20 protein-coding genes are annotated in these 21,789 nt (G+C 68.5%); 16 read left to right on the top strand and 4 right to left on the bottom strand.

The annotated features are described in order from the left end of the window. Positions 1 to 14 precede the first annotated feature (14 nt). The 5 genes from FAB82_RS16075 to FAB82_RS16095 all read left to right on the top strand — a co-directional run bounded on the left by FAB82_RS16075 (position 15) and on the right by FAB82_RS16095 (position 4,166). On the top strand, positions 15 to 395 hold the full coding sequence (locus FAB82_RS16075; RefSeq protein ID WP_136535555.1) for a winged helix-turn-helix transcriptional regulator: 381 nt from the start codon (positions 15 to 17) through the stop codon (positions 393 to 395). A gap of 83 nt (positions 396 to 478) precedes the next feature. Next, positions 479 to 907 carry an SRPBCC family protein gene (locus FAB82_RS16080; protein ID WP_136535556.1) on the top strand — a complete coding sequence of 143 codons (429 nt, stop codon included), beginning with the start codon at positions 479 to 481 and terminating at the stop codon, positions 905 to 907. A 144-nt stretch (positions 908 to 1,051) separates the two neighbouring features. Continuing rightward, complete coding sequence (locus tag FAB82_RS16085; protein WP_136535557.1) at positions 1,052 to 2,179, top strand: alpha/beta hydrolase; 1,128 nt, start codon at positions 1,052 to 1,054, stop codon at positions 2,177 to 2,179. 90 nt (positions 2,180 to 2,269) lie between these two features. Further along, positions 2,270 to 3,451, top strand: coding sequence for an erythromycin esterase family protein (locus FAB82_RS16090; protein WP_168801630.1), 1,182 nt, complete (start codon positions 2,270 to 2,272; stop codon positions 3,449 to 3,451). A 97-nt stretch (positions 3,452 to 3,548) separates the two neighbouring features. Next, positions 3,549 to 4,166 carry a class I SAM-dependent methyltransferase gene (locus FAB82_RS16095; protein WP_136535559.1) on the top strand — a complete coding sequence of 206 codons (618 nt, stop codon included), beginning with the start codon at positions 3,549 to 3,551 and terminating at the stop codon, positions 4,164 to 4,166. A 77-nt stretch (positions 4,167 to 4,243) separates the two neighbouring features. Here the strand turns inward: FAB82_RS16095 and FAB82_RS16100 are convergent, their stop codons facing one another. Continuing rightward, positions 4,244 to 5,377 carry a sulfite oxidase gene (locus FAB82_RS16100; protein WP_136535560.1) on the bottom strand — a complete coding sequence of 378 codons (1,134 nt, stop codon included), beginning with the start codon at positions 5,375 to 5,377 and terminating at the stop codon, positions 4,244 to 4,246. 278 nt (positions 5,378 to 5,655) lie between these two features. On the opposite strand from FAB82_RS16100, the gene FAB82_RS16105 reads away from it, so the two are divergent. Further along, a complete protein-coding gene (locus FAB82_RS16105) occupies positions 5,656 to 7,605 on the top strand; it encodes an endo-1,4-beta-xylanase (RefSeq protein WP_136535561.1) in 1,950 nt (649 codons plus the stop codon). Positions 7,606 to 7,815: 210 nt separating this feature from the next. Further along, on the top strand, positions 7,816 to 8,772 hold the full coding sequence (locus tag FAB82_RS16110) for an NAD(P)-dependent alcohol dehydrogenase (RefSeq protein ID WP_136535562.1): 957 nt from the start codon (positions 7,816 to 7,818) through the stop codon (positions 8,770 to 8,772). Here FAB82_RS16110 and FAB82_RS16115 read toward each other — a convergent pair. Further along, positions 8,756 to 9,985, bottom strand: a complete 1,230-nt coding sequence (locus tag FAB82_RS16115) for an MFS transporter (RefSeq protein ID WP_136535563.1) — start codon at positions 9,983 to 9,985, stop codon at positions 8,756 to 8,758. The two genes, FAB82_RS16110 and FAB82_RS16115, sit on opposite strands and share 17 nt — an antisense overlap. Positions 9,986 to 10,044: 59 nt before the next feature. On the opposite strand from FAB82_RS16115, the gene FAB82_RS16120 reads away from it, so the two are divergent. Then, positions 10,045 to 11,208, top strand: coding sequence for an ROK family transcriptional regulator (locus FAB82_RS16120; RefSeq protein WP_136535564.1), 1,164 nt, complete (start codon positions 10,045 to 10,047; stop codon positions 11,206 to 11,208). Between the two features lie 62 nt (positions 11,209 to 11,270). Here the strand turns inward: FAB82_RS16120 and FAB82_RS16125 are convergent, their stop codons facing one another. Beyond that, positions 11,271 to 11,696: a winged helix-turn-helix transcriptional regulator gene (locus FAB82_RS16125; protein WP_281276920.1), complete on the bottom strand. Its 426-nt coding sequence runs from the start codon at positions 11,694 to 11,696 to the stop codon at positions 11,271 to 11,273. A gap of 217 nt (positions 11,697 to 11,913) precedes the next feature. On the opposite strand from FAB82_RS16125, the gene FAB82_RS16130 reads away from it, so the two are divergent. After that, the gene (locus FAB82_RS16130) at positions 11,914 to 13,395 is read left to right on the top strand and encodes a zinc-binding dehydrogenase (RefSeq protein WP_136535565.1); all 1,482 of its coding nucleotides are present in this window, start codon (positions 11,914 to 11,916) and stop codon (positions 13,393 to 13,395) included. A gap of 93 nt (positions 13,396 to 13,488) precedes the next feature. Here the strand turns inward: FAB82_RS16130 and FAB82_RS16135 are convergent, their stop codons facing one another. Further along, complete coding sequence (locus tag FAB82_RS16135; protein ID WP_136535566.1) at positions 13,489 to 14,439, bottom strand: GlxA family transcriptional regulator; 951 nt, start codon at positions 14,437 to 14,439, stop codon at positions 13,489 to 13,491. Positions 14,440 to 14,509: 70 nt separating this feature from the next. On the opposite strand from FAB82_RS16135, the gene FAB82_RS16140 reads away from it, so the two are divergent. The 7 genes from FAB82_RS16140 (at position 14,510) to FAB82_RS16170 (ending at position 21,755) form a co-directional block, all read left to right on the top strand. Further along, positions 14,510 to 15,349, top strand: a complete 840-nt coding sequence (locus FAB82_RS16140; RefSeq protein WP_136535567.1) for an alpha/beta fold hydrolase — start codon at positions 14,510 to 14,512, stop codon at positions 15,347 to 15,349. A 181-nt stretch (positions 15,350 to 15,530) separates the two neighbouring features. Beyond that, a complete protein-coding gene (locus FAB82_RS16145) occupies positions 15,531 to 16,532 on the top strand; it encodes an ABC transporter substrate-binding protein (RefSeq protein ID WP_136535568.1) in 1,002 nt (333 codons plus the stop codon). Continuing rightward, the gene (locus FAB82_RS16150; protein WP_246039672.1) at positions 16,529 to 17,599 is read left to right on the top strand and encodes a FecCD family ABC transporter permease; all 1,071 of its coding nucleotides are present in this window, start codon (positions 16,529 to 16,531) and stop codon (positions 17,597 to 17,599) included. Before FAB82_RS16145 ends, FAB82_RS16150 begins: the two co-directional genes overlap by 4 nt. Then, positions 17,596 to 18,384 (top strand): ABC transporter ATP-binding protein, encoded by a 789-nt coding sequence (locus tag FAB82_RS16155; protein WP_136535569.1) that lies wholly within the window; start codon positions 17,596 to 17,598, stop codon positions 18,382 to 18,384. The genes FAB82_RS16150 and FAB82_RS16155 overlap by 4 nt, the downstream gene beginning before the upstream one ends. A gap of 164 nt (positions 18,385 to 18,548) precedes the next feature. Continuing rightward, positions 18,549 to 19,874 carry an extracellular catalytic domain type 1 short-chain-length polyhydroxyalkanoate depolymerase gene (locus tag FAB82_RS16160; RefSeq protein ID WP_136535570.1) on the top strand — a complete coding sequence of 442 codons (1,326 nt, stop codon included), beginning with the start codon at positions 18,549 to 18,551 and terminating at the stop codon, positions 19,872 to 19,874. A 130-nt stretch (positions 19,875 to 20,004) separates the two neighbouring features. Beyond that, positions 20,005 to 20,592: a TetR/AcrR family transcriptional regulator gene (locus tag FAB82_RS16165; RefSeq protein ID WP_136535571.1), complete on the top strand. Its 588-nt coding sequence runs from the start codon at positions 20,005 to 20,007 to the stop codon at positions 20,590 to 20,592. Beyond that, complete coding sequence (locus tag FAB82_RS16170; RefSeq protein WP_136535572.1) at positions 20,589 to 21,755, top strand: FAD-dependent monooxygenase; 1,167 nt, start codon at positions 20,589 to 20,591, stop codon at positions 21,753 to 21,755. Before FAB82_RS16165 ends, FAB82_RS16170 begins: the two co-directional genes overlap by 4 nt. Positions 21,756 to 21,789: the final 34 nt, after the last annotated feature.

Consider the following 21,789-nt stretch of genomic DNA (forward strand, 5'->3'; position numbering starts at 1 on the left):
CTAGACTAGGTTTCATGCCGGAAACCACCCACAGCACCCCCGAACACCCCCAGCTCACCGCTCCGCACCGCGAACTGCTCGACCAGGTCCTCGACAAATGGTCTCTGCTGGTGCTCGACCGACTGTGCGGCCAGGCCCTGCGCTTCAACGAGCTTCGCCGCGAGATCCCCGTCGTGACGCAGAAATCGCTCACCGCGACCCTGCGGCGCCTCGAGCGCAACGGGATGGTCGAACGTGTAGTCACGAGCACGCGGCCCATCGCCGTCGAATACCGCATCACGGCGCTCGGCAACACGCTCCAGGGCCTCATCGACTCGCTTCTGAACTGGTCCACCACCAACCTGCCCGGGGTCCAGCGCGCCCGAGTCCGGTTCGACGACGAGGCGGCAAAATAAAAAATATCGGCGGGCGATGATTCGCGCCGCCGCCTCGCGTCTACACCAATGCAAGCACAGGAACACGAGACCGAGGAGCAACAATGACCGCCAACGAGAACACCCACCACTACCACCTCACCGCCGACGTCGACGCCCCCGTGGCGACGGTGTGGCAGGCCTGGACCAATGACAAGCAGTACGAGGCCTGGAGCCGCTCGGTTCCCGGATCGGTCGCTCAGGACGTCCAGCCGGGCGGCAAATGGCAGGCCTCCGTCGCCCTCCCCGACGGCCAGGAATTCCCGATCACCGGCACGTACCTCAACGTGGTCGAGAACGAGCGCCTGGACATGACCATGGACGTCCCCGGCTCCGAGCCCGAGGTCATGCACCTCGAACTGACCGACCTCGGCGAGGGCCGCACCCGCGTCGCGCTCTCCCAGACCTGCGCCACCCAGGAGGGCCACGACCAGGCCAAGCAGGGCAGCCAGATGCTGCTCGACTGGTGCGCCGAGTACGTCACCGGATCTTGACCACCGCAGCGGCGGCGCTGCCCGGCCCAGCTCGGCCTGGCATCGCCGCCGCACGGATACGGCATCCACCAGTTCACCGGCACTTCACCTGCCGCCATAGGATCAAATGAGTGACCCTCCCTTCGATCCTCGAGGAACGCCCGCATGACGACCATCCACACCCGCCGTCGATGGAAACTCATGTCCCTGATCGCCGCGGGAACGATCCTCCTGCTGGCCCTCGGTGCGCTCGGCGGCGCCGGATGGTACTTCTCCGGCGAGGTCATCGACGTCGACCACGGGCCCAGCGAGTTCCCGCTCTCCGTCACCGCCGTCGACGATGAGACCGTCACCCTCACCCGGGACGAGGACACCGAGAAGGCCGGCACCTGGGGACTGGCGTGGGAGGACGGCCAGGCCGTGATCGGCGACGTCCTCACCTCCGACGACGAGACCGTCACCCGATCCCTCGACACCGTGCTCTTCGGCGACCTCGCCGAGGGCACCCCCGCCCGCATCGACACCTGGGTCTACCGCGACGACCCCAGCGCGATCGGCCTCGATTTCGAGACCGTCGACGTCCCGACCGAACTCGGAGACGCGCCCGCCTGGCTCCTCTCGGGCGAGAACCCCACCTGGGTCATCACCGTCCACGGCCGCAACGCCTCTCCTGCCGAAACGCTCCGCGCCATCGGAACCTACAACGAGCTCGGCTACCCCGTCCTCGCCGTCACCCACCGCAATGACGAGGGCGCCCCCGCCGCGCCGAACGGGGTGCACAGTCTCGGCGAACACGAGAGCGACGACGTCGCCGACGCCGTCCGGTACGCGCTCGACAACGGCGCGGAGGACGTCATCCTGCACGGCTGGTCCATGGGAGGCGCGGTCGCCTCCACCGCCGCGCGCGCCCTCTCAGGTACCGACCAGGTCAAGGGCCTGATCCTCGACTCACCGGTCATGGACTGGAACTCGACGCTCGACATGCAGGCCGACGCCCGCGACGTCATCCCCCCGATCACCTGGGCCGCAAAGCGAATCGTCGAACTCCGCGCCGATATCGACCTCGACGATCTCGACCAGCGGGGCTTCGCCGCCGAGTTCGACATGCCGATCCTGCTGTTCGTCGACACCGCAGACGAGACCGTCGACCACACCGCAACCCTCGAATTCGCCGAACTCCTGGAACCCGACCAGGCCACCGTCGTCACCTCCGCCTCCGGGCACACCTCCACCTGGAACGAGGACCCGGACGCCTACGCCCAGGCCCTGGAGGCCTACCTGACCACGCTCTGACCGGGCTCCAGTCGGTCGACGGATGCCACCCCAGTCATGCCGTCCGTAGCTTGGCTCGTGGAAACACCGCCACATGACTTGGAGGCCTTCATGACCACGGCACAGGCTTGGATCCGCGACCACGCGCAGTCCCTGAACGACAAGCGACCCGTATACGCGGCAGCGAAAGACGCCGTCATCGTCGCCATCGGCGAGAACACCCGCGAGTCGGCCGAGATCGACCGGCACCGCATCGACCTCACGAAGAACCTGGTGGAAGCGGCCGGCTTCCGGATCATCGTGATCCCCGACAGCGCCAACGTCGCCGAACGCATGGACGAGTACGTGCTCGGGAAGCGCTCCGACCTGCACGACGTGGTGCTGTCGGGCTGGCTGCCCAACCGGACCGAAGCGACGGCGGACCTGCTCCAGTGGGCCCGCGGATTCAACGAACAGCAGGTGGAGTCGCCCGTCCGCATCATCGGCAACGGTCCGAGGCAGATCGAACCGCCCGACTACGACCAGATCGCCGCGTATGCCGACCAGGTCGATCCGGCAGCGGCCCGACGCATCCGCGAACACTACGACGTCATCCGCACGGCGCACGAGGTCAACGAGCACATTCAGACGCACCAGGGAATCCACCCCGGACGCCCGTTCGCCGAACTGGCACACGAGGCCCTCGACCTGGTGCGGGGACTCCCCGACGGGGAGTCGAAAGCGGCGACCCTCGCCCTGGCCGAAGCGACCAGGGACTTCCACGGGAACTCGTTCGCGGCCAAGCCCGATCTCGGGGAGTTGTCGCAGGGCATTGCCGACCGGATCGTCACCGCGCATGAGGAGACCGGGCAGAAGGTCATCTACTTCGACGGCTTCGCGCTGACGGGCGTCATGTCCAACGTGGACGTGGCAGTGAACGCGGGGAATCCGTTCGCCACCCCGGGACACCTGCTGCGGGAGCGATACGGGAACGCGTACGTCTCGGTGCTCCTGGCGTTCGGGCACGGGACCATCCGCGACGGCCTGGTCATCCCGGAACCGAGTGAGGGATACGTGGAGCGAGCGCTGGCCGACAGCGGCGCCGGCGAAGTCCTATTGCCCTTCAGGGACAGTGGAGGCGAATGGCCCGATACGGCAAGCAGACTGCGGATCATCGCCGGCGTGTACGACCCGGACGAGGACGACAAGCACGGCATCGACCTCCCGTCCCTGCGGCAGTCGGCGGACTTCCTCGGCTCCATCGAGGTCATCAGCCAGACGCGGCCCTTCGCCATCGCGAGGCCGCTCGCTTAGAGGTCGAGCGCATCACGCCAACCGGAATTTGCCGTTTCCGCAAGAATCTTGGCGTGGGGCCGACCCGAGGGGCAGGCTGGCCAAGGAGGTGGTCGCCTTGGGCGAACAGACAGAGACGAATGAGGAAGCGGACGCCCGGCAGTGGGAGGAGCGGTACCGCGGCCAGGACCGGCTCTTCAGTGGCGAGCCGAACGGCACGCTGGTGGCCGAGGTGTCCGGGATGTCGCCGGGAAGCGCGCTCGACGTGGGCTGCGGCGAGGGCGCGGATGCGCTGTGGCTCGCCGGCCGCGGCTGGCGGACCACCGGGATCGACGTGTCCGAGACCGCGCTGCGGCGCGCGGACGAGTCGGACCCGAACCGCGGCGTGACCTGGACGCGCACCAACGTGCTCGCCACACCGCCGGTCGGCCGCTACGACCTCGTGTCCGTCCACTATTTCCCGCTCCGGCACCCGCGCGACGAGGCCGCAGTGCGCGGACTGCTCGACGCCGTCGCGCCCGGCGGCACGCTGCTGTTCGTCGGCCACGCCTCGGCCGACCTGGTAAAGCACACCGACATCGACCCCGGCGACTACTACCAGCCCGACGACGTGGCGGGACTGCTCGGCGACGGCTGGACCGTCCTCGTCAACGAGACGCGGCCACGCACCCGGCCCGGACCGCCGGGAACCCACCACACCCGCGACGCCGTCCTGCGCGTGGTTCGCGCGCGATGACGCCACCGCGATCGGCGACGGCGGCCGTGGACGCGCCAGGGCCGGCCTTGCCTGTCCGCCGACACCCTGATGGGGGATTACCGATGCGGAGTGCCGTCTGAGGTCAAGCAGAGGACCGGGATCCGTTGGACCAGGTTATTGGCGAAGCCGCCCCGGTTCCAGGGTTGGCTCAGCGGTTGCGTATTGCCATCGGCGTCGGTGGCTCGTGCGCTCAGGTGGTGTTCGCCGGGCTCGGCCGTCCACTCGAATCGCCACCGGGTCCATCCCCAGCGGTGGGTCGTGCCGTCCAGGTCGGTCTCGTGCCGGGTGCGCCCGTCGTCCGTGGTGATCTCGACCGACTCCACCGGTGCCGTACCGGACCAGGCGCGCCCTTCCAGGCTCACGGGACCAGGCCGAACCACTCGTGCCCGGGACATGAAGTCGGGGAAGCCGGGAGGGATCACCAGGGCGCGCGGCGCGATCGCAGTGACCGGCTCGCCGGCCTCCTCTGGTTCCTGTCTGATTCGATAGGCCACTGCCTGTTGGAAACCGGTGAACGGGGTGGCGGTGACGGTGATCTCGTGAAGCCACTTGACGTGCGCCATGCCGTACCAACCGGGGACGATCAGGCGCAGTGGTCGTCCGTGCTGCGGTGGCAGCGGGGCACCGTTCATGGCATAGGCGACTAGGATTTCGGGTTCTTCGCCCGCCGCCACCCCGAGCGGGAGTGCCCGCTGGTAGTCCTGCTCGACGCCCCGCTCCACGCCGTGGTCAGCGCCGGTGAAGACCACGTCGACGGCGCCGTCCTCGATCCCGGCCTCGGCGAGCAGAACGCGCAGCGGCACCCCCGTCCAGTCAGCGGTGCCGACGGCCTCCACCAGCCACGGCTGGCTCACCGGCCGAGGCTCCAGCCTGGCCCGCCCGTTGCCGGCGCACTCCATGGTGACGCGAGTGGTCACGGCCGGAAATGCCCGAAGATCGTCCATTCCCCACCGAAGCGGCCTATGGACATGGCCGCCCATCGTCAACGCCCAGGAGGTGTCCTCGGGGACGTAGGGGATGTCGTAGTGGGTGAGGACGTAGTGAAGTCCCGGCGGGGTGACGTCATAGCGCAGCGCCTCCAGCGGAAGGCCGTGGTTGCGGGTCGCGAGTGCCAGTTCGTCCCGGCCGATGCCTTCCCCTGCCTGGGCCAGCCGAGCAGGCGTGCTCACGTCCTCTAGTTCACGACTCATGCTCGGATTTTAACGTCGGGCGGCATTGCGCGTGTCGAGGTTGACGCCCACGGGAAGATCGGGGTTCCGGCGAACCGGCTCGATCAGCAGGCGCAACGTCTTCGGCTGGGGTCGTACCGACGAACGGAACCGCGTACCGAGATCCCCTGCCGGCACCCCGCGATTGACAGATGTTGATATGACCCATACCATGGCACCACTCTCATTCGGAAGTTTCATGAAATCCTCGAAACTTTCGGAACCCCGTGATCCCTCCTCCTCAATGGAGCTGCAAAGCCATGGAACGTCAACCCCGAGCGCGGCATCGGCGCCTGCGCGCCCTCGCCGCCGGAACCGGAGTACTGCTCCTGTCAGCGGTACTAGCCTTCGCCCAGCCCGCTTCGGCCCAGGACGACGGCACCGAACTCGTCCCGCCGGGCGTAGAACCGGACATCCCCTCACTCCAGGACGTCCTCGCCGACGACTTCCGCATCGGCGCCGCGATCGACGCCCGCGACATCGCCGACCCCTCGGCACAGCTGCTCGGCAAGCACTTCAACCAGATCACCGCCGAGAACCACATGAAGCCCGACGCGATCCAACCGACCGAGGGCGACTTCACCTTCGACGCGGCCGACGAGCTCGTCGACTACGCCGAAGCGAACGGCATGGAGACCTACGGCCACACCATCCTGTGGCACAGCCAGGTCCCCGATTGGTGGTTCCAGTACCCCGAAGGGCACGCCGAAGCCGGCGAACCGCTCGGCAGCTCCGATGAGGACCGCCAGATCATGCTCGACCGCCTCGAAGCGCACGCCGGAGCCCTCGCCGAGCACTACGGCGACCGCATCTGGGCCTGGGACGTGGTCAACGAGGTCATCAGCGACAACAACGCCGAGATCCACCGCCACAGCCGCTGGTACGAGATCTTCGAAGGCCCCGAATACGTCTCGCACGCCTTCCGCATCGCCCGCGAGCAGTTCGACGCCGTCGGCGCCACCGACGTCAAGCTGTTCATCAACGACTACGGCACCGAGAACCCCGGCAAGCGCGACAACCTGTACAACCTGGTCGCGGACATGATCGCCGACGGCGTCCCCGTCGACGGCGTCGGCCACCAGACCCACATCAGTCTCAACACCTCCATCGACCATGTCGAGCAGAGCATCGAGAAGTTCGCCGGACTCGGCGTCCTCCAATCGGTGACCGAACTCGACGTCGCCATCGGCGCCCCCGGCGAGGGCGAGGAGTTCCCGCAGTACGAGGCCCGCCTCATCGAACAGGGCCACTACTACCGCGACCTGTTCGCGATGTACCGCGAACACGCCGACCAGCTCGAATCGGTGACCGTCTGGGGCCTGCACGACGGCCGCTCCTGGCTGCGGAGCCTCACCGAGCCCCGGCCACTGGAGAGCCCCTTGCCCTTCAGCGACCAACTCCGGTCCAAATGGGCCTACTGGGGCATCGTCGACCCCGGCCGCCTCCCCGAAATCCCCGAGGAAGAGGAACCCGACTACGCCCGAGTGCAAGTGCCGCTGGCCGACACGGCACCCGAGATCGACGGGGACAAGGACACGGCCTGGGACGAAGCCTCCACGGTCGCAACCGAAGTCAATGTGGAGGGCGGCGAGGACGGCGCCAAGGCCGAGGTGTCCCTGCTCTGGGACGAGACGGCGCTCTACGCCCTGTTCGAGGTGACCGACCCGCAGCTCGACGAGAGCAGCGCGAACCCCTGGGAGCAGGACTCGGTCGAACTGTTCCTCAACCCCGGCAACGCCAAAGAGGGCGGCTACGGCGTGGCAGACGGCCAGTACCGCGTCAGCTTCACCAACGTGGTCTCCCTGGGAGGCAACGGACCCGACGCGGGCGAGATCACCAGTGCCGCCGCGACCACGAGCACCGGTTACCGGGTGGAGATCGCGATCGCGCTGGCCGGGGAGCATGCCGAGGTCGGTGCCGAGCATGGACTGGAGCTCCAGGTCAACGACGGCACCGATGGGGTCCGCACCGCCGTGCACTCCTGGTACGACCCGACCGGCCAGTCCTGGAGCACCAACGCGAACTGGGGCATCGCCGAGCTGGTCGAGGAGGTTGAGGACGGCAACGGCAACGGCAACGGTGACGGAAAACTGCCGACCACCGGCGCCGGCCTGACCATCGCCATCGCCTCGGCGGCGGTCCTGGCCGCGGCCGGCGTGACGGCCCTCATGCTCGTGCGCCGCCGCGCGGCCGCGAACTGGGGCGAATGAGTGGTGACAGGCCCCGCCTGAACCACAACTGAGGTGACGGGACCGCAGCGACAACGCGGTCCCGTTCGCCCCGTCCTGCCTCAGCCGCTTCGCGATCGTCCCGCCGGACCGTTCCCGCCGCTGTGCACGGTCTCGCGGCAACCCCTGTCGTGCCTCGTCGGAGGTACACTGTCGACACTCATCCCTTGCCGCGAGACAGGAAATCCCCTCATGAGAGCCGTCTTCCAAGATCGGTACGGGTCAGCCGATCTCATCACCGTCCGCGACCTCCCGGACCCGGTCCCCGCAGACGACGAGATCCTGATCCAGGTCCGGGCCTCCTCCCTGAACGGATCGGATCGCGAGAACCTCGCCGGTCGGCCCTTCTACGCGCGCAGCCACGGTCTGCGGCGCCCCCACAACCCCGTGCCGGGATCGGACGTCGCCGGAGTCGTGGCGGCGGTCGGGAGTTCGGTGACAGAGTACGAGCCGGGCGACGAGGTGTTCGGTGAACTGGCCGGCTACCGCGGCGCCCTCGCCGAGTACGTCGCGACCTCGCCGAAGCTCCTCGCCCGCAAGCCGCCCAGTCTGTCCTTCCTGGATGCGGCCGCGATCCCCCAGGCCGGTTGCATCGCGTTGCGGGCCACGCAGGGCGTTCGCCAAGGTGACCGGGTGCTGGTCAATGGCGGGGGCGGAACCGGCGGCGCACTCGTGATCGCACTCGCTAAACACTTCGGCGCCGAGGTCACGGCGGTGGACCGCGCGGACAAGGCGGGCCACCTGCTGCGAGTCGGCGCCGATGAGACGATCGCCTTCGAGGACCAGGACTGGGCCGATCAGCGCGACCGCTACGACCGCATCATCGACCTCGTGGCACACCGCTCGCCTCTTCGCGTCCACCGCGCGCTGCGCCCAGATGGGAGCTACTTCATGGTCGGTGGGCACACTCGGGTGCTGGTCGGGACGCTCACCGCCCGACCGTGGATCCGCTTGACGACCAGGAAACTGGTCAAGGTGCTGGTGGTGTGGCAGTCCCGCGCCGACCTGGAGGCGGTCACCGCCCTGATCGCCGACGCCGCCGCCCTTCCCGTAATCGACCGGATCTACCCCTTGGAGGAGGCGCCCGCGGCGTTCGCGAGGCTCGCCGCCGAGCACCATCAGGGAAAGATCGTCATCGAGGTCTCGTAGCAGTGAGCATGACGTCGGGGGCTTCGTCGGTGTCGCGTCGGCGGGCGGCCAGTGCCAGCAGGAGCAGCATCAGCGGGATCGGCAGCAGGAACGCCTCGCGCAGCCCGATCCCGCTGTCCAACCAGCCGAGCGCGGTCGGTGCGGTGAGGACCGCCGCTCCGGACGCCAGCGACCCGATCGAGGCAGAGTGCCGCGCCGTCAGCCCGGGCGTGGATACCAAGCGCGCCAGCATGACCGGATAGAGCGGGGCGATGCCGACGCTCGCGATCGCGATGCCCGCGGCCACCGTGGCCGCGTCCTGACCGATATAGACGAGCGCCGTCCCGACCATCGTCGTCACCGCGGCGGCCGCCACCGCCCAGGAACGGTCCACGAACCGTGGCGCGATGAACCGGCCCGCGGCCATGCCGATGCCGAACACCGCCCCGAGCGCCGACGCGGTGCCAAGGGCGACACCGGTATCGGCCAGCCGGGCCACCGCCCAGACCACGAAGCAGAATTCGCACCCCACCGCCAGCACGATGCGCAGCCAGCCCAGAAACGACGGCCCGAACGACGGACGCGAACGCGCCGCGGGCCCCTCGCCCGACGAGGCCACCGACCGCCAGGCGAACCCCGCGAGCAGCACCGGGACCGGAAGCAGCAGAGCTAGCCGACCCGGCTGGCCCAGCGATTCGAGCGCCCCGTACGCCAGCGGTGCCGCCACCCCGGCGGCACTGGCCACACCCACGGCGATCGACAGCCGCCGTGCCGCACCGGGACCGCGCAGCAGCGCCGGGGTCGTCAGCGCGACCACCGCACTGCCGAGGCCGACCAGGACCGAGCCGGCCCCGGCGATCGGCAGGGCCGGAGTGAGGGCCATAGCGGTGGCCCCGATGCACATGGCCAGCAGGGCGACCCGAAGTATTCGCCCGGCGCCGAGCCTGAGCACGGCCGGTCCGGCGATGGCGGCGAGCACCAGGCCGATGCCGAACGTGGAGGTCACCCACACCAGCCCGCCGCGCGGCCGACCGAGCTCGGCGGCCAGCCCGGCCAGGTAGGGCCCGAAGCAGGCCACCGAGTAGCCGAGCCCGATCTGGGCGACGGTGACGATGCGGCGCGTCCGCGGATCGGGCTCGGGGGATGACTCCAGTACCGGCGTAGCGGGACTGGTGGTCTCCCCGTCTGCGTCCACATCCAGCAGGACGGTTTCGGGGTTGTTGTAGCTTCGCATGAAGCCCTCCGGGGGAATATTAAACTCGTAAGACGAGAATAATAGGTGGAGGCACCCCGATGCAACCTGAGACCAAGGTCGGCCGGGCCGAGGCCGCCCGATGGAGCGGCGCGCTGGACTTGTTGCGGCTATTGCGGACCGAGCCTGGGATCACCCGGACCGAGGCGGCGCGCGTGCTGCAGCTCACCAGCGGTTCGGCCACGGAGATCTGCGCCCGGCTGCGCGCCCTCGGCCTGCTTTCCGAACGCCCGGCCCGGCCCGGCGGACGCGGCCGCCCCACCTTCACGCTCCACGCCCACCCAGAGGGTCCACTCGCGGTGGCAGTCGACCTCCGGCACGCCGAATGGTGCGTCGCCGTGGGCGATCTGGAGGGGCGACTATCCGATGTGCGCACCGAGGCTCACCGGGACCGGAGCCCGGAGGCCGTGCTCGCCGCGATCGGCGGGGCCGTCAAGCGATTGAGCCGGCGTTACGGCCCACGGGTCCGCGCGGTGTCGGTGTCGGTGATCGCCACCGTCCAGCACCACCGCATCGCTCAGGCCAGCGGCCTGGGCTGGGAGGACGTCGAAGTCGCGCCGCTGATACCGGGCGTTTTGCAGCTGACGGGCAATAACGCCAATCTCGCGGGCCTGGCCGAGGCGCGGCGCGTCCACCCGGACAAGACCCTGCTGTTCCTCACCGTCGAGGCCGGGGTCGGCGGGGTCTTCGTCGACCGCGGCCGGGCGATTACCGGGGCCACTGGGGCGGGCGGCGAATTCGGACACCTGCCCTTCGGTGACCCGTCGGTCACCTGCGGGTGCGGGGCCCAGGGCTGTTGGGAGACGGCCGTGGACGGCAGGTTCCTGGCCCGCCGTCTCGGCCGGGCCGAACCCGACGACCCGGGGGCCTTCCTTGCGTCGGTGCTCGCTGAGGACTCGCCGGAATCGCAAGCGGCCGTGAAGGAGAGCGCCGCCGCGTTCGGGCGTGGAACCGCGGGCCTGGTCAATGCCCTGGACCCCGAGATCATAGCCATCGGCGGAGCCGCCCCGGACCTCCGGCGAACCACCGGGCCGGTCCTCGACGAGGCCTATGGAGCGGCCCTCATGCACTTCCGCCGGAGCGATCCACCAGAGCTCCAGCGCGCCACGCTAGGAGAGGACGCCGCCCTGCTGGGGGCGGCCGACGCCGCCTTCGACGAGATCCTCACCGAATACGGCCTGAACACTTGGTCCGATTCCCATTGAGCAGTATGGGGATCCGAATCGTCTGCTTCACCAGGCCGAACGCCGACCCGAGCCGACTTTGCTCACGCCGTGATCACGCCGTCATGCGATCCCGAACTTCCGCTGTCGTCATAGGCCTGCCGGGACCGCGCAATTTCGTCCGCGTTGTCCCGACTCCACGCTTTCAATTGCCTCAATGGAATCGCGGCACTGCGGCCCAGATCGGTAAGAGAATATTCAACTCGCAATGGAACCTCGGGATAAACCTTGCGATTGACGAGGCCATCGGCTTCTAGCGCGCGCAAGGTCTGCGTGAGCATTTTGCGGCTTATTCCCTTTAGTCGCTGGCGCAATTCGCCGAACCGATGCGTGCGCACCTCCAGGGCGTCGATGATCAGGGCCGTCCACTTGTTCGCGAGCAGGTCGAGCACGCTTCGGCACTGGCACATCTCGTCGTAGAAATCGGTATCGGTACATTCCGGGGTAGCAGATTCAGCGATGTCAGCCATGGTTGCATTTCCTCGTCGATTGTGGCTCTTGTCTCGCGCCGTAATTCGGGGGATGGATGCGTATTCGATTAGCTGCATGGTCACCTCCGGGTGACCAGGTTCCGCGAAAGTTCCCACTGTTCGGCGTGCCCCTAAGCATATACGTTCGAAGCACCAGTCGACCCCACCAAGGAAGCCGGTCGACTGCTTGCAACAACCTTCGCAAGATGGGAATCGCATGAACTCCACAGCGTCAACACCACCCGCGGCCCGTACCTTCACCACCGGTACTCTGCGCCGCGCTGTCATCGAGTACGCGATCGACCTGTGCGCCTGGCAAAGGACGGAGCTGTCCAAACGCCACCGCGCCGATGAAAACTACGTGCAGCGGCGGCCTTTCGCCGTGCACGGCAGCGATGACGTCTCCGGCCTCTGTGCCCGCATCGGGGCCCTCACCACCGGCCTGCTCGACGACTTCCCGGCCGCGGCAAGGGAATTCGTCGAACGCATGACGACGGCGATCCCGACGCTGCGCGATCACCGCGCCGACGAGGCCGTCCTGCGCGAGCAGTTCGGGCGACTGTTCGCATTCCAATACCCGGCCGCGCCGCCCCGGTCCGGCGGCCTCACCGTCGAGCCGGCCGAGGGCGGGATCCGGGTGCGCACCGGCGGCGGGGACTTCCTCGAAGCCATCGCCCGCCACCTGGCCGATGCCCGCGAACACGGACACCGGCCCACCGCCGACGAGACCCTCGCGGTGTACCTGGCCTACACGCTCATCAACGACGGCGACCGGTTGCCGATCCCCGCGAAGCCCTGGGGCAGCCCGGGATTCAGGGACATCCAGACCTACATGTCCGTCACCGACCCCGGCGAAGGCCACCTCCTCGGCACCACCCGCGACGCCACCTACCTCAACGGCGTCATCGTCCATGTCGAACACCTCGAACGCGGCATCACACAGAGCCGCGAGGACGTCGAGCCCTACCGCATCCCCAACCCCCCCCGGGTGATCTCCAGGGTCCGCCTCCACACCGGCACCATCGCGCCCGTCTCCTCCTATGTGGGCCGTCCCATGTTCGAAGGCAGTGTTCGCGATTCGATGCTCAAGACCGTCCACACCACCGCGGCGGCCTGCTCGTCGCTGTTCGGCGACGGTCTCACCGAGTGCAAGCTCGCCATCGAGCGCATGACGGCCACCGAGGCCGTCGAGTTCATGAGCGCCATCGTCGGCAACGTCAGGCGCGATCGCCACCGCCAGGTGCTCTCGGCCGCGTTCAACCTGAACACGCCGATACTCGATGACCGGGTGGAGACCCTGCGCGCCAACGGAGGACGGCCGCAGCTCGCCGCCGACCGCTACTCGATCGGCCTGCTCGGCATCGAACTGGCCGCCGCCGGCGGCTTCGACAAGGTCACCTGGGACGGCACCGCCGACACCTACCCGAGCCGCTGCGTCATCGAGCAGCTCGCGTTCGAGCAGGCCGTCGCGCTCGTCCACCGCGCCCACGAGGCCGGACTGCTCACCTACTTCTCGGCCGGATTCCGCTTCGTGCACCCGGACCGCCACCAGCTGGAACTGATCGCCCAGCTCATCGACGCGGGCCAAATGATGCCCAATGTGGACCGAGTGTTCGGCTTCGGCGAGATCGCAGCGGCCCACCGCTACGGCGAACAGGGCCACGTCCGCGGCAAGCTGCTGGTGGACCTGACCCGGTAAGCGAATACGACGGCATCACCAAATCACCAAGTCGGCCCGGGCCCCTATCGGCCCGGGCCCCTATCGGCCCGGGCCGACGCCGGTTCCACTTCGTCAGGTTTCGCCGAAGGTCCGGCGGTAGGCGCCGGGGGTGGTGCCCAGATGCGCCCGGAAGCGGCGACGCAGGTTGACCGCCGAGGCGAGTCCGACCCGGGTGGCGATGGATTCCACCGGCAGGTCGGTCTGCTCCAGCAATACCCGTGCCGCGTCGAGGCGCTGGCCGAGCAGCCACTGCCCCGGGCTGGTGCCGAGCTGTTCGGTGAATCGCCGGGCGAGGGTCCGGCTGGACAGTCCGGCGTGTTCGGCGAGGCGATCGAGGGTCAGTCGGGTGTCGAGGCGGGAGGCGGCCCACTCCAGCAGCGGCGCCAGCGACTCGTCCGCCCTGACCGGTGCGGGCTGCGCGGCGTACTGGAGCTGGCTGCCCTCCCGGTGCGGCGGCAGCACCATGTTCCGGGCGATCTGCGCGGCGTAGGCCGCGCCGTGATCGGACCGCACCAGATGCAGGCACAGGTCGATGCCCGCGCCGGTTCCGGCGCTGGTCGCCACGTCGCCGTGATCCACGAACAGCACGTCCGGGTCCGCCTGCACCGCAGGGAAGGTGGCGGCGAACCGGTCTGCGTGGCGCCAGTGGGTGGTGGCGCGGCGGCCGTCGAGCAGCCCGGCCTGCGCGAGGACGAACGCCCCCGTACAGATGGCGACGATCCTCGTCCCGCGATCGTGGGCGGCCCGCAGCGCCTCGATGACGGCTGGCGACGCCGACGCACCGTGCGGCTGCCAGCCGGGGACGACCACGGTGTCCGCCTCCCGCAACGCCTCCAGGCCCGCATCGACGAGCATTGCGAAGCCGACGGTGGTCTGCACGGCGCCGGGGCGCACGGCGCAGGTTCGGAAGCTGTAGCGCACCGGCACGTCCGTGTGGACCGTGCCGAAGACTTCAGCGGCGCAGGCGAGTTCGAAAGGCGGCTGGGGCGGGTTGAGTAGGGCCACCACCCGGTGAAGGCTCATGGCAGGAATATACCTGTAGATGTCTTTCCAGACTCTTGGCCGGGAGGTCGATTCCGGTCACCGTTGTCCCATGAGTGAAACCGCAGAAACGAGAGTGTCGAGGACCGAGGTCCAGGTCGACGGCGAGACGGCCAGCTACCTGACCGCAGGGCAGGACGGTCCGGTCGTGCTGCTGCTGCACGGAACGTATTGGAGCCGGGTGTGGCTCCCGGTGATGGGCCGCCTCGCGGAGGCGGGGCTGCGGCCCATCGCGGTCGACCTGCCCGGGCTGGGGCGCTCGGGAGGCGAGCTCACCCTGGAGACGGCCACGGTCCCGGCGCTCGCGGACTGGGTGACGCGGTTCGCCTCCGCGCTGGGGCTCTCCGGGTCGATCGCCGTGGCAGGTCATGACATCGGCGGCGGTGTCGCCCAGCATCTCCTCGTCCACGGTGGAGTGGAGGTGCACGGGCTGGCCTTGGTCAACTCGGTCACCTACGACTCCTGGCCGGTGCCCGGCGTGGCCCGGTTCCGGGATCCGGAGGTCGTCGCGGCGACCACCGCCGAGGAGATGCTCGCAGCCCGCCGACAGGCGGTGGCGACGGCGCTCGCCGGCGCCGCCACCGAACAGCGGATCGCCGACTATCTGGACCCGTGGACCGATGCGCGCGTTCGCCGCTCCTGGATGGCCATGGCCGGCGCGGCCGACAGCCGCTACACCCTCGATCTCGTTCCCGCGCTGCGGCGGTCCCAGGCGCCCAAGCTGCTGATCTGGGGCGAGGACGACGGCTTCCAGAAGGTGGAGTACGCCGAGAAATTCACCTCGGAGATCCCGCACTCGACACTCATGCGCATCCCGGACGCAGGACACATCCCCACGGAGAACGCCCCCGGCCGGATCGCCCGCGCACTCATCGACTTCTTCACGGCGTAGGGGGTCATTCGGACAAGTTGTGGTGCCGACCTCAAGGACGAGGCCGGCTCGGGTTAATGAGGTCAGGCTAACCTAAGGTTCGAGTCGGAAAGCGGTCTTGGCAGCCGCATCGGCCCGGATCAAAGGAACGAATCAGGTGAATATCGGCGCGCGCGCAATCCCCGCTGCTGTAGGGGCATCAATGTTGTTGGCGGTCCTGACCGGTTGCGGCGCATCCGAACCGGTACCAGAGCAGACCACCGTCGCCGGCGAGGGTGCGACGACCTATCCGCTGGTGGTCGAGAACTGCGGCGAGGAGGTCACCTTTGACGCCGCGCCGCAGCAGGTCGTCTCACTCGACCAGGGCTCGACCGAGATCCTCCTGTCGCTCGGCCTGCAAGACCGCATGGTCGGCACGGCGTCCTGGACCGACCCGGTGCGGGAGAACCTGGAGCAGGCCAACGCCGACGTACCCCGCCTGGCCGAGGAAGCCCCGACCTACGAGGTCGTCATGGGCACCGACCCCGACTTCGTGACCGCCTCCTTCGGACGCCACTTCGCCCAAGGCGGCGTGGCCGAGCGAAGCCGGTTCGCCGAGACGGGCATCGAGTCATACCTCTCGCCGACCGACTGTGACAATGGAATGAGCATCAACGGCGGCGGCACCCGCACCAACGCGCTGACCGTCGACGCGCTCTACCAGGAGATCCGCGAACTCGCCCAGATCTTCGACGTTTCGAGCCGCGGCGAGGCGCTCATCGAAGAGCTCGAAGCCCGCCGCCAGGCGGCACTGGAAGACATCGAGGCCTCGGGCCTGTCGGTCGCGTTCTGGTTCTCCGATCTGAAGACGCCCTACATCGCCGGTGGGCTCGGCTCGGCGAACCTGCTGGCCACCGAGGTCGGCGCCGTGAACGTGTTCGCCGACCTCGACGACGACTGGCCGGCGACCACCTGGGAGACCTTCGTCGACCGGGACCCCGACGTCCTCGTCCTGGGGGACCTCAGCCGCGAGCGCTGGCCCGGCGATCAGCTGCAGGAGAAGATCGACTTCCTCCAGACCGACCCGGTCACCGAAAACCTCACGGCGGTCACCGACGAACGGTTCATCGCCCTGCACGGGGCCGAGATGAACCCGTCGATCCAGATGATCGACGGTCTCGAAGCCCTCGCCGAAGGACTCCAGTCCTTCGAAGGAGCGCAGTGATCCTCAGCCCCACGCGGCCGGCGTCCGTCTCGGGGCAGTCGCCCCGGAGCGGAACGCGGCTGCGATTCCTCGGCATCGGCCTCGGCGCATTCACGCTGCTGCTGGTATCGGTCGGCGTGGCGATCACGCTCGGCCCCGCGGACGTGTCACTGGTCAATGTGCGCGACATCCTCCTCAACCACCTTGCGGGCGCGGACATCCCGATCCGGGTGTCGAAGGAGGCGATCGTCTGGGACGACCGCCTGCCGCGCGCCCTGGTGGCCGCGACCTGCGGCGCCGGCCTCGGCGTGTGCGGGGTGATCCTGCAATCGCTGCTGCGCAACCCCCTGGCCGACCCGTACGTCCTGGGCATCTCGTCGGGCGCCTCGACCGGTGCCGTCGTCGTCGCGATCCTCGGAGTCGGCCCGGCCGCCCTCGGCATCCCCGGCGGTGCGTTCATCGGCTCCATCGCCTCCTTCGCCGTCGTGCTGCTGATCGCCCGCCTGGCCGGAGGGAGCGACGACAAGGTGATCCTGGCCGGAATCGCGGTGACCCAGTTGTTCTCCGCACTGACCTCGTTCGTCGTCTTCGCCTTCGCCGATTCGGACGCGACCCGCGGCGTGATGTTCTGGCTGCTCGGCTCGCTCGAAGGCGTGCGGTGGGACGACGTAGCGCTGTGCGGACTCGCCGTTCTCGGCGGGATCGGGTTCTGCCTCTTGCGAGCCCAGGTCCTGGACGCGTTCGCGTTCGGCGACGATGTCGCGTCCTCACTAGGGGTCTCCGTCCGGCGAGAGCGCATCATGTTCATGACCGTCACCGCGCTGCTGACCGCGACACTCGTCAGCGTCGCCGGGGCCATCGGATTCGTCGGTCTCGTGCTTCCGCACGCGGCCCGGTTCTTCACCGGACCGCTCCACGTCCGCCTCGTGCCGGTGACCGCGCTCATCGGGGCGACCTTCATGGTCTGGGTCGACGCGATATCGCGCGTCGCCTTCTCGCCGTCGCCACTGCCCGTCGGCGTCGCCACCGCCCTGATCGGCGTGCCGGTGTTCATCGCCATCATGTTCCGCCGCAGGAGGGCCCAGTGACACTCCAGACCCGCGACGTCACCTGGAATCGCGGCGGCCGGCTCGTCGTCGACGGGATCACCTTGGATCCCCGGCCCGGCGAGACCATCGGCCTGCTCGGCCCCAACGGCTCGGGCAAGTCCTCCCTCATCAGGCTGCTCTCCGGCGCCGTACGGCCCACCGCGGGCCTTGTCACCCTTGACGACACGTCGCTCGCGGCGATCTCCCGCCGAGAGGCCGCGCGCGCGATCGCCACCGTCACCCAACACGCCGACACGGTCGTCGACATCACCGTGTGCGACATCGTCGCCCTCGGCCGAATCCCGCACCGAGGCGTCTTCGGCGGCAGCCGGCAAGCGGACACCGAAGCGGTATCGGACGCGTTGGAGCGCACCGGACTTCAGGGCAAAGCAGGGGAGTTGTGGCATCGCCTCTCCGGCGGCGAGCGGCAGCGCGTCCACATCGCTCGCGCGCTGGCTCAGCAGCCGCGGGAACTCCTGCTCGACGAGCCCACCAACCACCTCGACATCCGCTACCAGCTCGATCTGCTGCAGCTCATCACCGAACTGCCGGTCACCACGGTGGTGGCGCTCCACGACCTCAACCTCGCGGCGATGTTCTGCGACGCGCTCCTGGTCCTCAAGGACGGTCGCGCGGTCGCGGCCGGATCCCCGAACGACGTCCTGACGCCGGAGCTCATCGCTCTCGTCTACGACGTCGATGCCACCGTCACCATCGACGACAAGACGAACCGCCCGCGCATCGTGTTCAACCCCTCGAACCGAAACGACCGACTCAAGGCCTGAAATCCCCACGATGGAACCTGCGTTCGCAGCGTACATCCCTGCGGGCCTTCCCATATCGGCATATTGGTGATTCAATGTATTTGAATACTTAGTCGTCTCAATTAAGTGGCCGCTGGTCGGTGGAGGCGACTCGATCTGCCACCCTCCAGACAAGGAACATCTTCATGGCATCAACCACCCGATTGCGCCGAGGCGCGATCACGGCCCTGGCTGCGATCATCGCGGTCACGGCCGCGCTCGTCGTGCTGGTCGGACCGAAGCCCGCGTACGCCGCGCAGCTGACGCAGATCAGCGACTTCGGCGACAACCCCGGCAACCTCGGGATGTACCTGTACGTGCCCGACAATGTCACCGCGAACCCGGCAATCGTGGTGGGCAATCACTGGTGCGGCGGCTCCGGACCGGACTTCTACAACGGCAGCCAGTTCGACGAGCAGGCGGACCAGCACGGCTTCATCGTCATCTACCCGTCGGTGACCCGCGCCAGCAAGTGCTTCGACGTCGCCTCGCAGGCCTCGCTCAGCGGAACCGGCGGCGATTCGGTCAGCATCAAGTCGATGGTCGACCACGTGCTCGCCAACTACGGGGCCGACCCGAACCGGATCTTCGCCGCGGGCGTCTCCTCGGGCGCGATGATGACCAATGTCCTGCTGGGCGTCTACCCGGAGGTCTTCAAGGCCGGTGCGGCGTTCGCGGGCGTGCCCTTCACCTGCTTCGCGACCGGCAACGACTCGGAGTGGAACTCCGAGTGCTCCGAGGGCAGGATCGACCGTACGCCGCAGCAGTGGGGCGACGCGGTCCGAAACGCCAACCCCGGCTACACCGGGCCCTGGCCGCGGATGCAGCTGTGGCACGGCGTCAATGACGACGTGCTCCGCTACCCGAACTTCCAAGAGCAGATCGACCAGTGGACCAACGTCAACGGCACCGATCAGGTCGCCGACTACACCGATGTCCCGCAGGCGAACTGGACCCGGACTCGCTACGGCGGCACCGGCGGCCAGGCCCTGGTCGAGGCGATCAGCATGGGGGACCAGGGGCACAACATTCCCCATCCGATCACCGAGACGCTGCGCTTCTTCGGCCTGACCACTTCTGCGCAACCGGGCGACTCCGTCGCGATCGTGGGTGCGGCGTCGAACCGGTGCGTGGACGTCCCGAACTCATCGACGAACGGGTCGCAGGCGCAGTTGTGGGACTGCTCGCAGCGCTCCGGCCAGCTGTTCGCCCGCACCTCCGCGGGTGAGCTGAAGGTCGGCGGCAAGTGCCTCGACGCGTCGGGCTGGGGTTCGACCAACGGCACCAAGGCGGTGATCTGGGACTGCTCGGGCGGCGCGAACCAGCGCTGGACCGTGAACTCGAACGGCACCATCACGAACGCTCACAACGGACTCTGCCTCGACGCCAACGGCGCAGGTACCGCCAACGGCACCCAGATCATCCTCTGGACCTGCAACGGCGGCGACAACCAACGCTGGTCCCTCCGATAGGGACCCACCGTTGAGCCGAGGTGCCGGTCTGAACCCGGCACCTCGGTTTCGGAGCGTCCTGTCCTCACCTCTCGCGGCCTCGTGCGCTATATTTGGTCGATCGTCTTGGACGATCGACCAAGGAGTGCTCATGCCCGGTCAGACCAACACAGAACGCGGCCTCCACGTGCGTGCACAACTGCTGGCGGCCGCCCGGGAACTCATCGGCGAACTCGGCTGGAACGCCGTCAGCACCCGGATCCTCGCCGAGAGAGCCGGTGTCCGCCCCGGCCTGGTCCACTACCATTTCGAGTCGCTCCAGGCACTGCTGCGCCAAGCCACGCTCGAAGCGATGCGCCCCATGCTCGGCGACACCGCGGCCCTCCTCGTCGCGGCCCCGAACCCCGCCGACGCCATCGCGGCGATGCTCGCCGAGACCGACCGGTACACCGGCACCGACCCCGCCTCTCTGCTGTTCATAGAGGCCTACCTCGCCGCCACTCGCGACCCCCTCCTGCGCGACCAGATGAACGAACTCATGACTGACTTCCGCGGCGCACTCACCGCGTCACTGGCCCGTTCGGGCCACCCCGCGCCCGAGGAAGCCGCGATCATCACCATGGCCGTCATGGATGGATTTCTTCTCCATAAAGGACTCAATCCGCAATTGTCGGCCACGCGCCTCACGCCGCTCCTGCGCCGGCTCACCGACACCGACAGGGATGGACCAGATCGATGAAAGCCGTCATCTGCGGCGCCGGCATCGCCGGACTCGCACTGGCCAACCGCCTCCACCACCACGGCTGGGAGGTCCACGTCGTCGACCACGCTCCCGGTCCTCGCACCCAGGGATACATGATCGACCTCTCCGGCCCCGGATACGAGGCCCTGACCGCGATGGGACTGCACGACGAGCTCCGCCAGTTCGCCAGCCCCGTCACCGAATTCCGCTACATCGACGGAAGCGGGGGCACCACCGTCCGCCTCGACTACTCGATCTTCGCCAAGGCGCTGAACGGTGAACTCGTCAGCATCATGCGACCCGCCCTCGAACGCATGCTCCGCGAATCCCTCAGCGACTCCGTCGACCTGCGCTACCGCACCACCATCGACCACATCGACGGCAACCGAGCCCGGCTCTCCGACGGCACCGCGATCGACGCCGACCTCATCGTCGGCGCCGATGGCGTCCACTCCCGCGTCCGCTCGCTCGTCTTCGGCTCCGAACAGGACTACCTCCGATACCTGAACATGCACACCGGCGCCTTCGTCTTCACAGACTCCGAGGTGTTCGAACAGGTGTGCGGCCAGTTCGTACTCACCGAGACCCTCAACCGCCAGATGGGCTTCTACGGACTCACCGACAACCGCGTCGCGGCCTTCACCGTGCACCGGACGCCCGATACGACCCTGCCCGCCGACCCGCGCGAAGCCCTGCGACGCGAATACGCGGGCATGGGCGGCCTCGCTGAACGCGCCCTCGCCCAATGCCCGGCACCGGACGAGGTCTACTACGACCAGGTCGCCCAGATCGACCTGCCGCGCTGCAGCGACGGACCGGTGATCCTGATCGGCGACGCCGCCTACGCGGTGTCCCTCATCGCCGGGCAGGGCGCCTCACTCGGCATCGCCGGTGCCTATGTCCTGGCCGAACGGCTGCACCACGCGTCCTCGGTGGCCGAGGGCATCACCGAATATGAAGCCCGCTGGCGCCCGGTCGCGAGCGAGATCCAGCAATCGGCCCGGGACCGCGTCACCGAATGGTTCCTGCCGCGCACCTCGACCAAACTCCTGCTGCGCCGCTGGGGCTTCCGCGCCATGCGACTGCCCGGCCTCGACCGCATCATGGTCGGCTCCCTCTTCCCGAAAAACCACAAGCCGATCTCCGAACTCGCCGCCTGACCGCCGACCTCCACCAGCCGAGACCCTCCGCTCG

It is taken from the genome of Glycomyces buryatensis (assembly GCF_004912275.1).
GTDB lineage: Bacteria > Actinomycetota > Actinomycetes > Mycobacteriales > Micromonosporaceae > Glycomyces > Glycomyces buryatensis.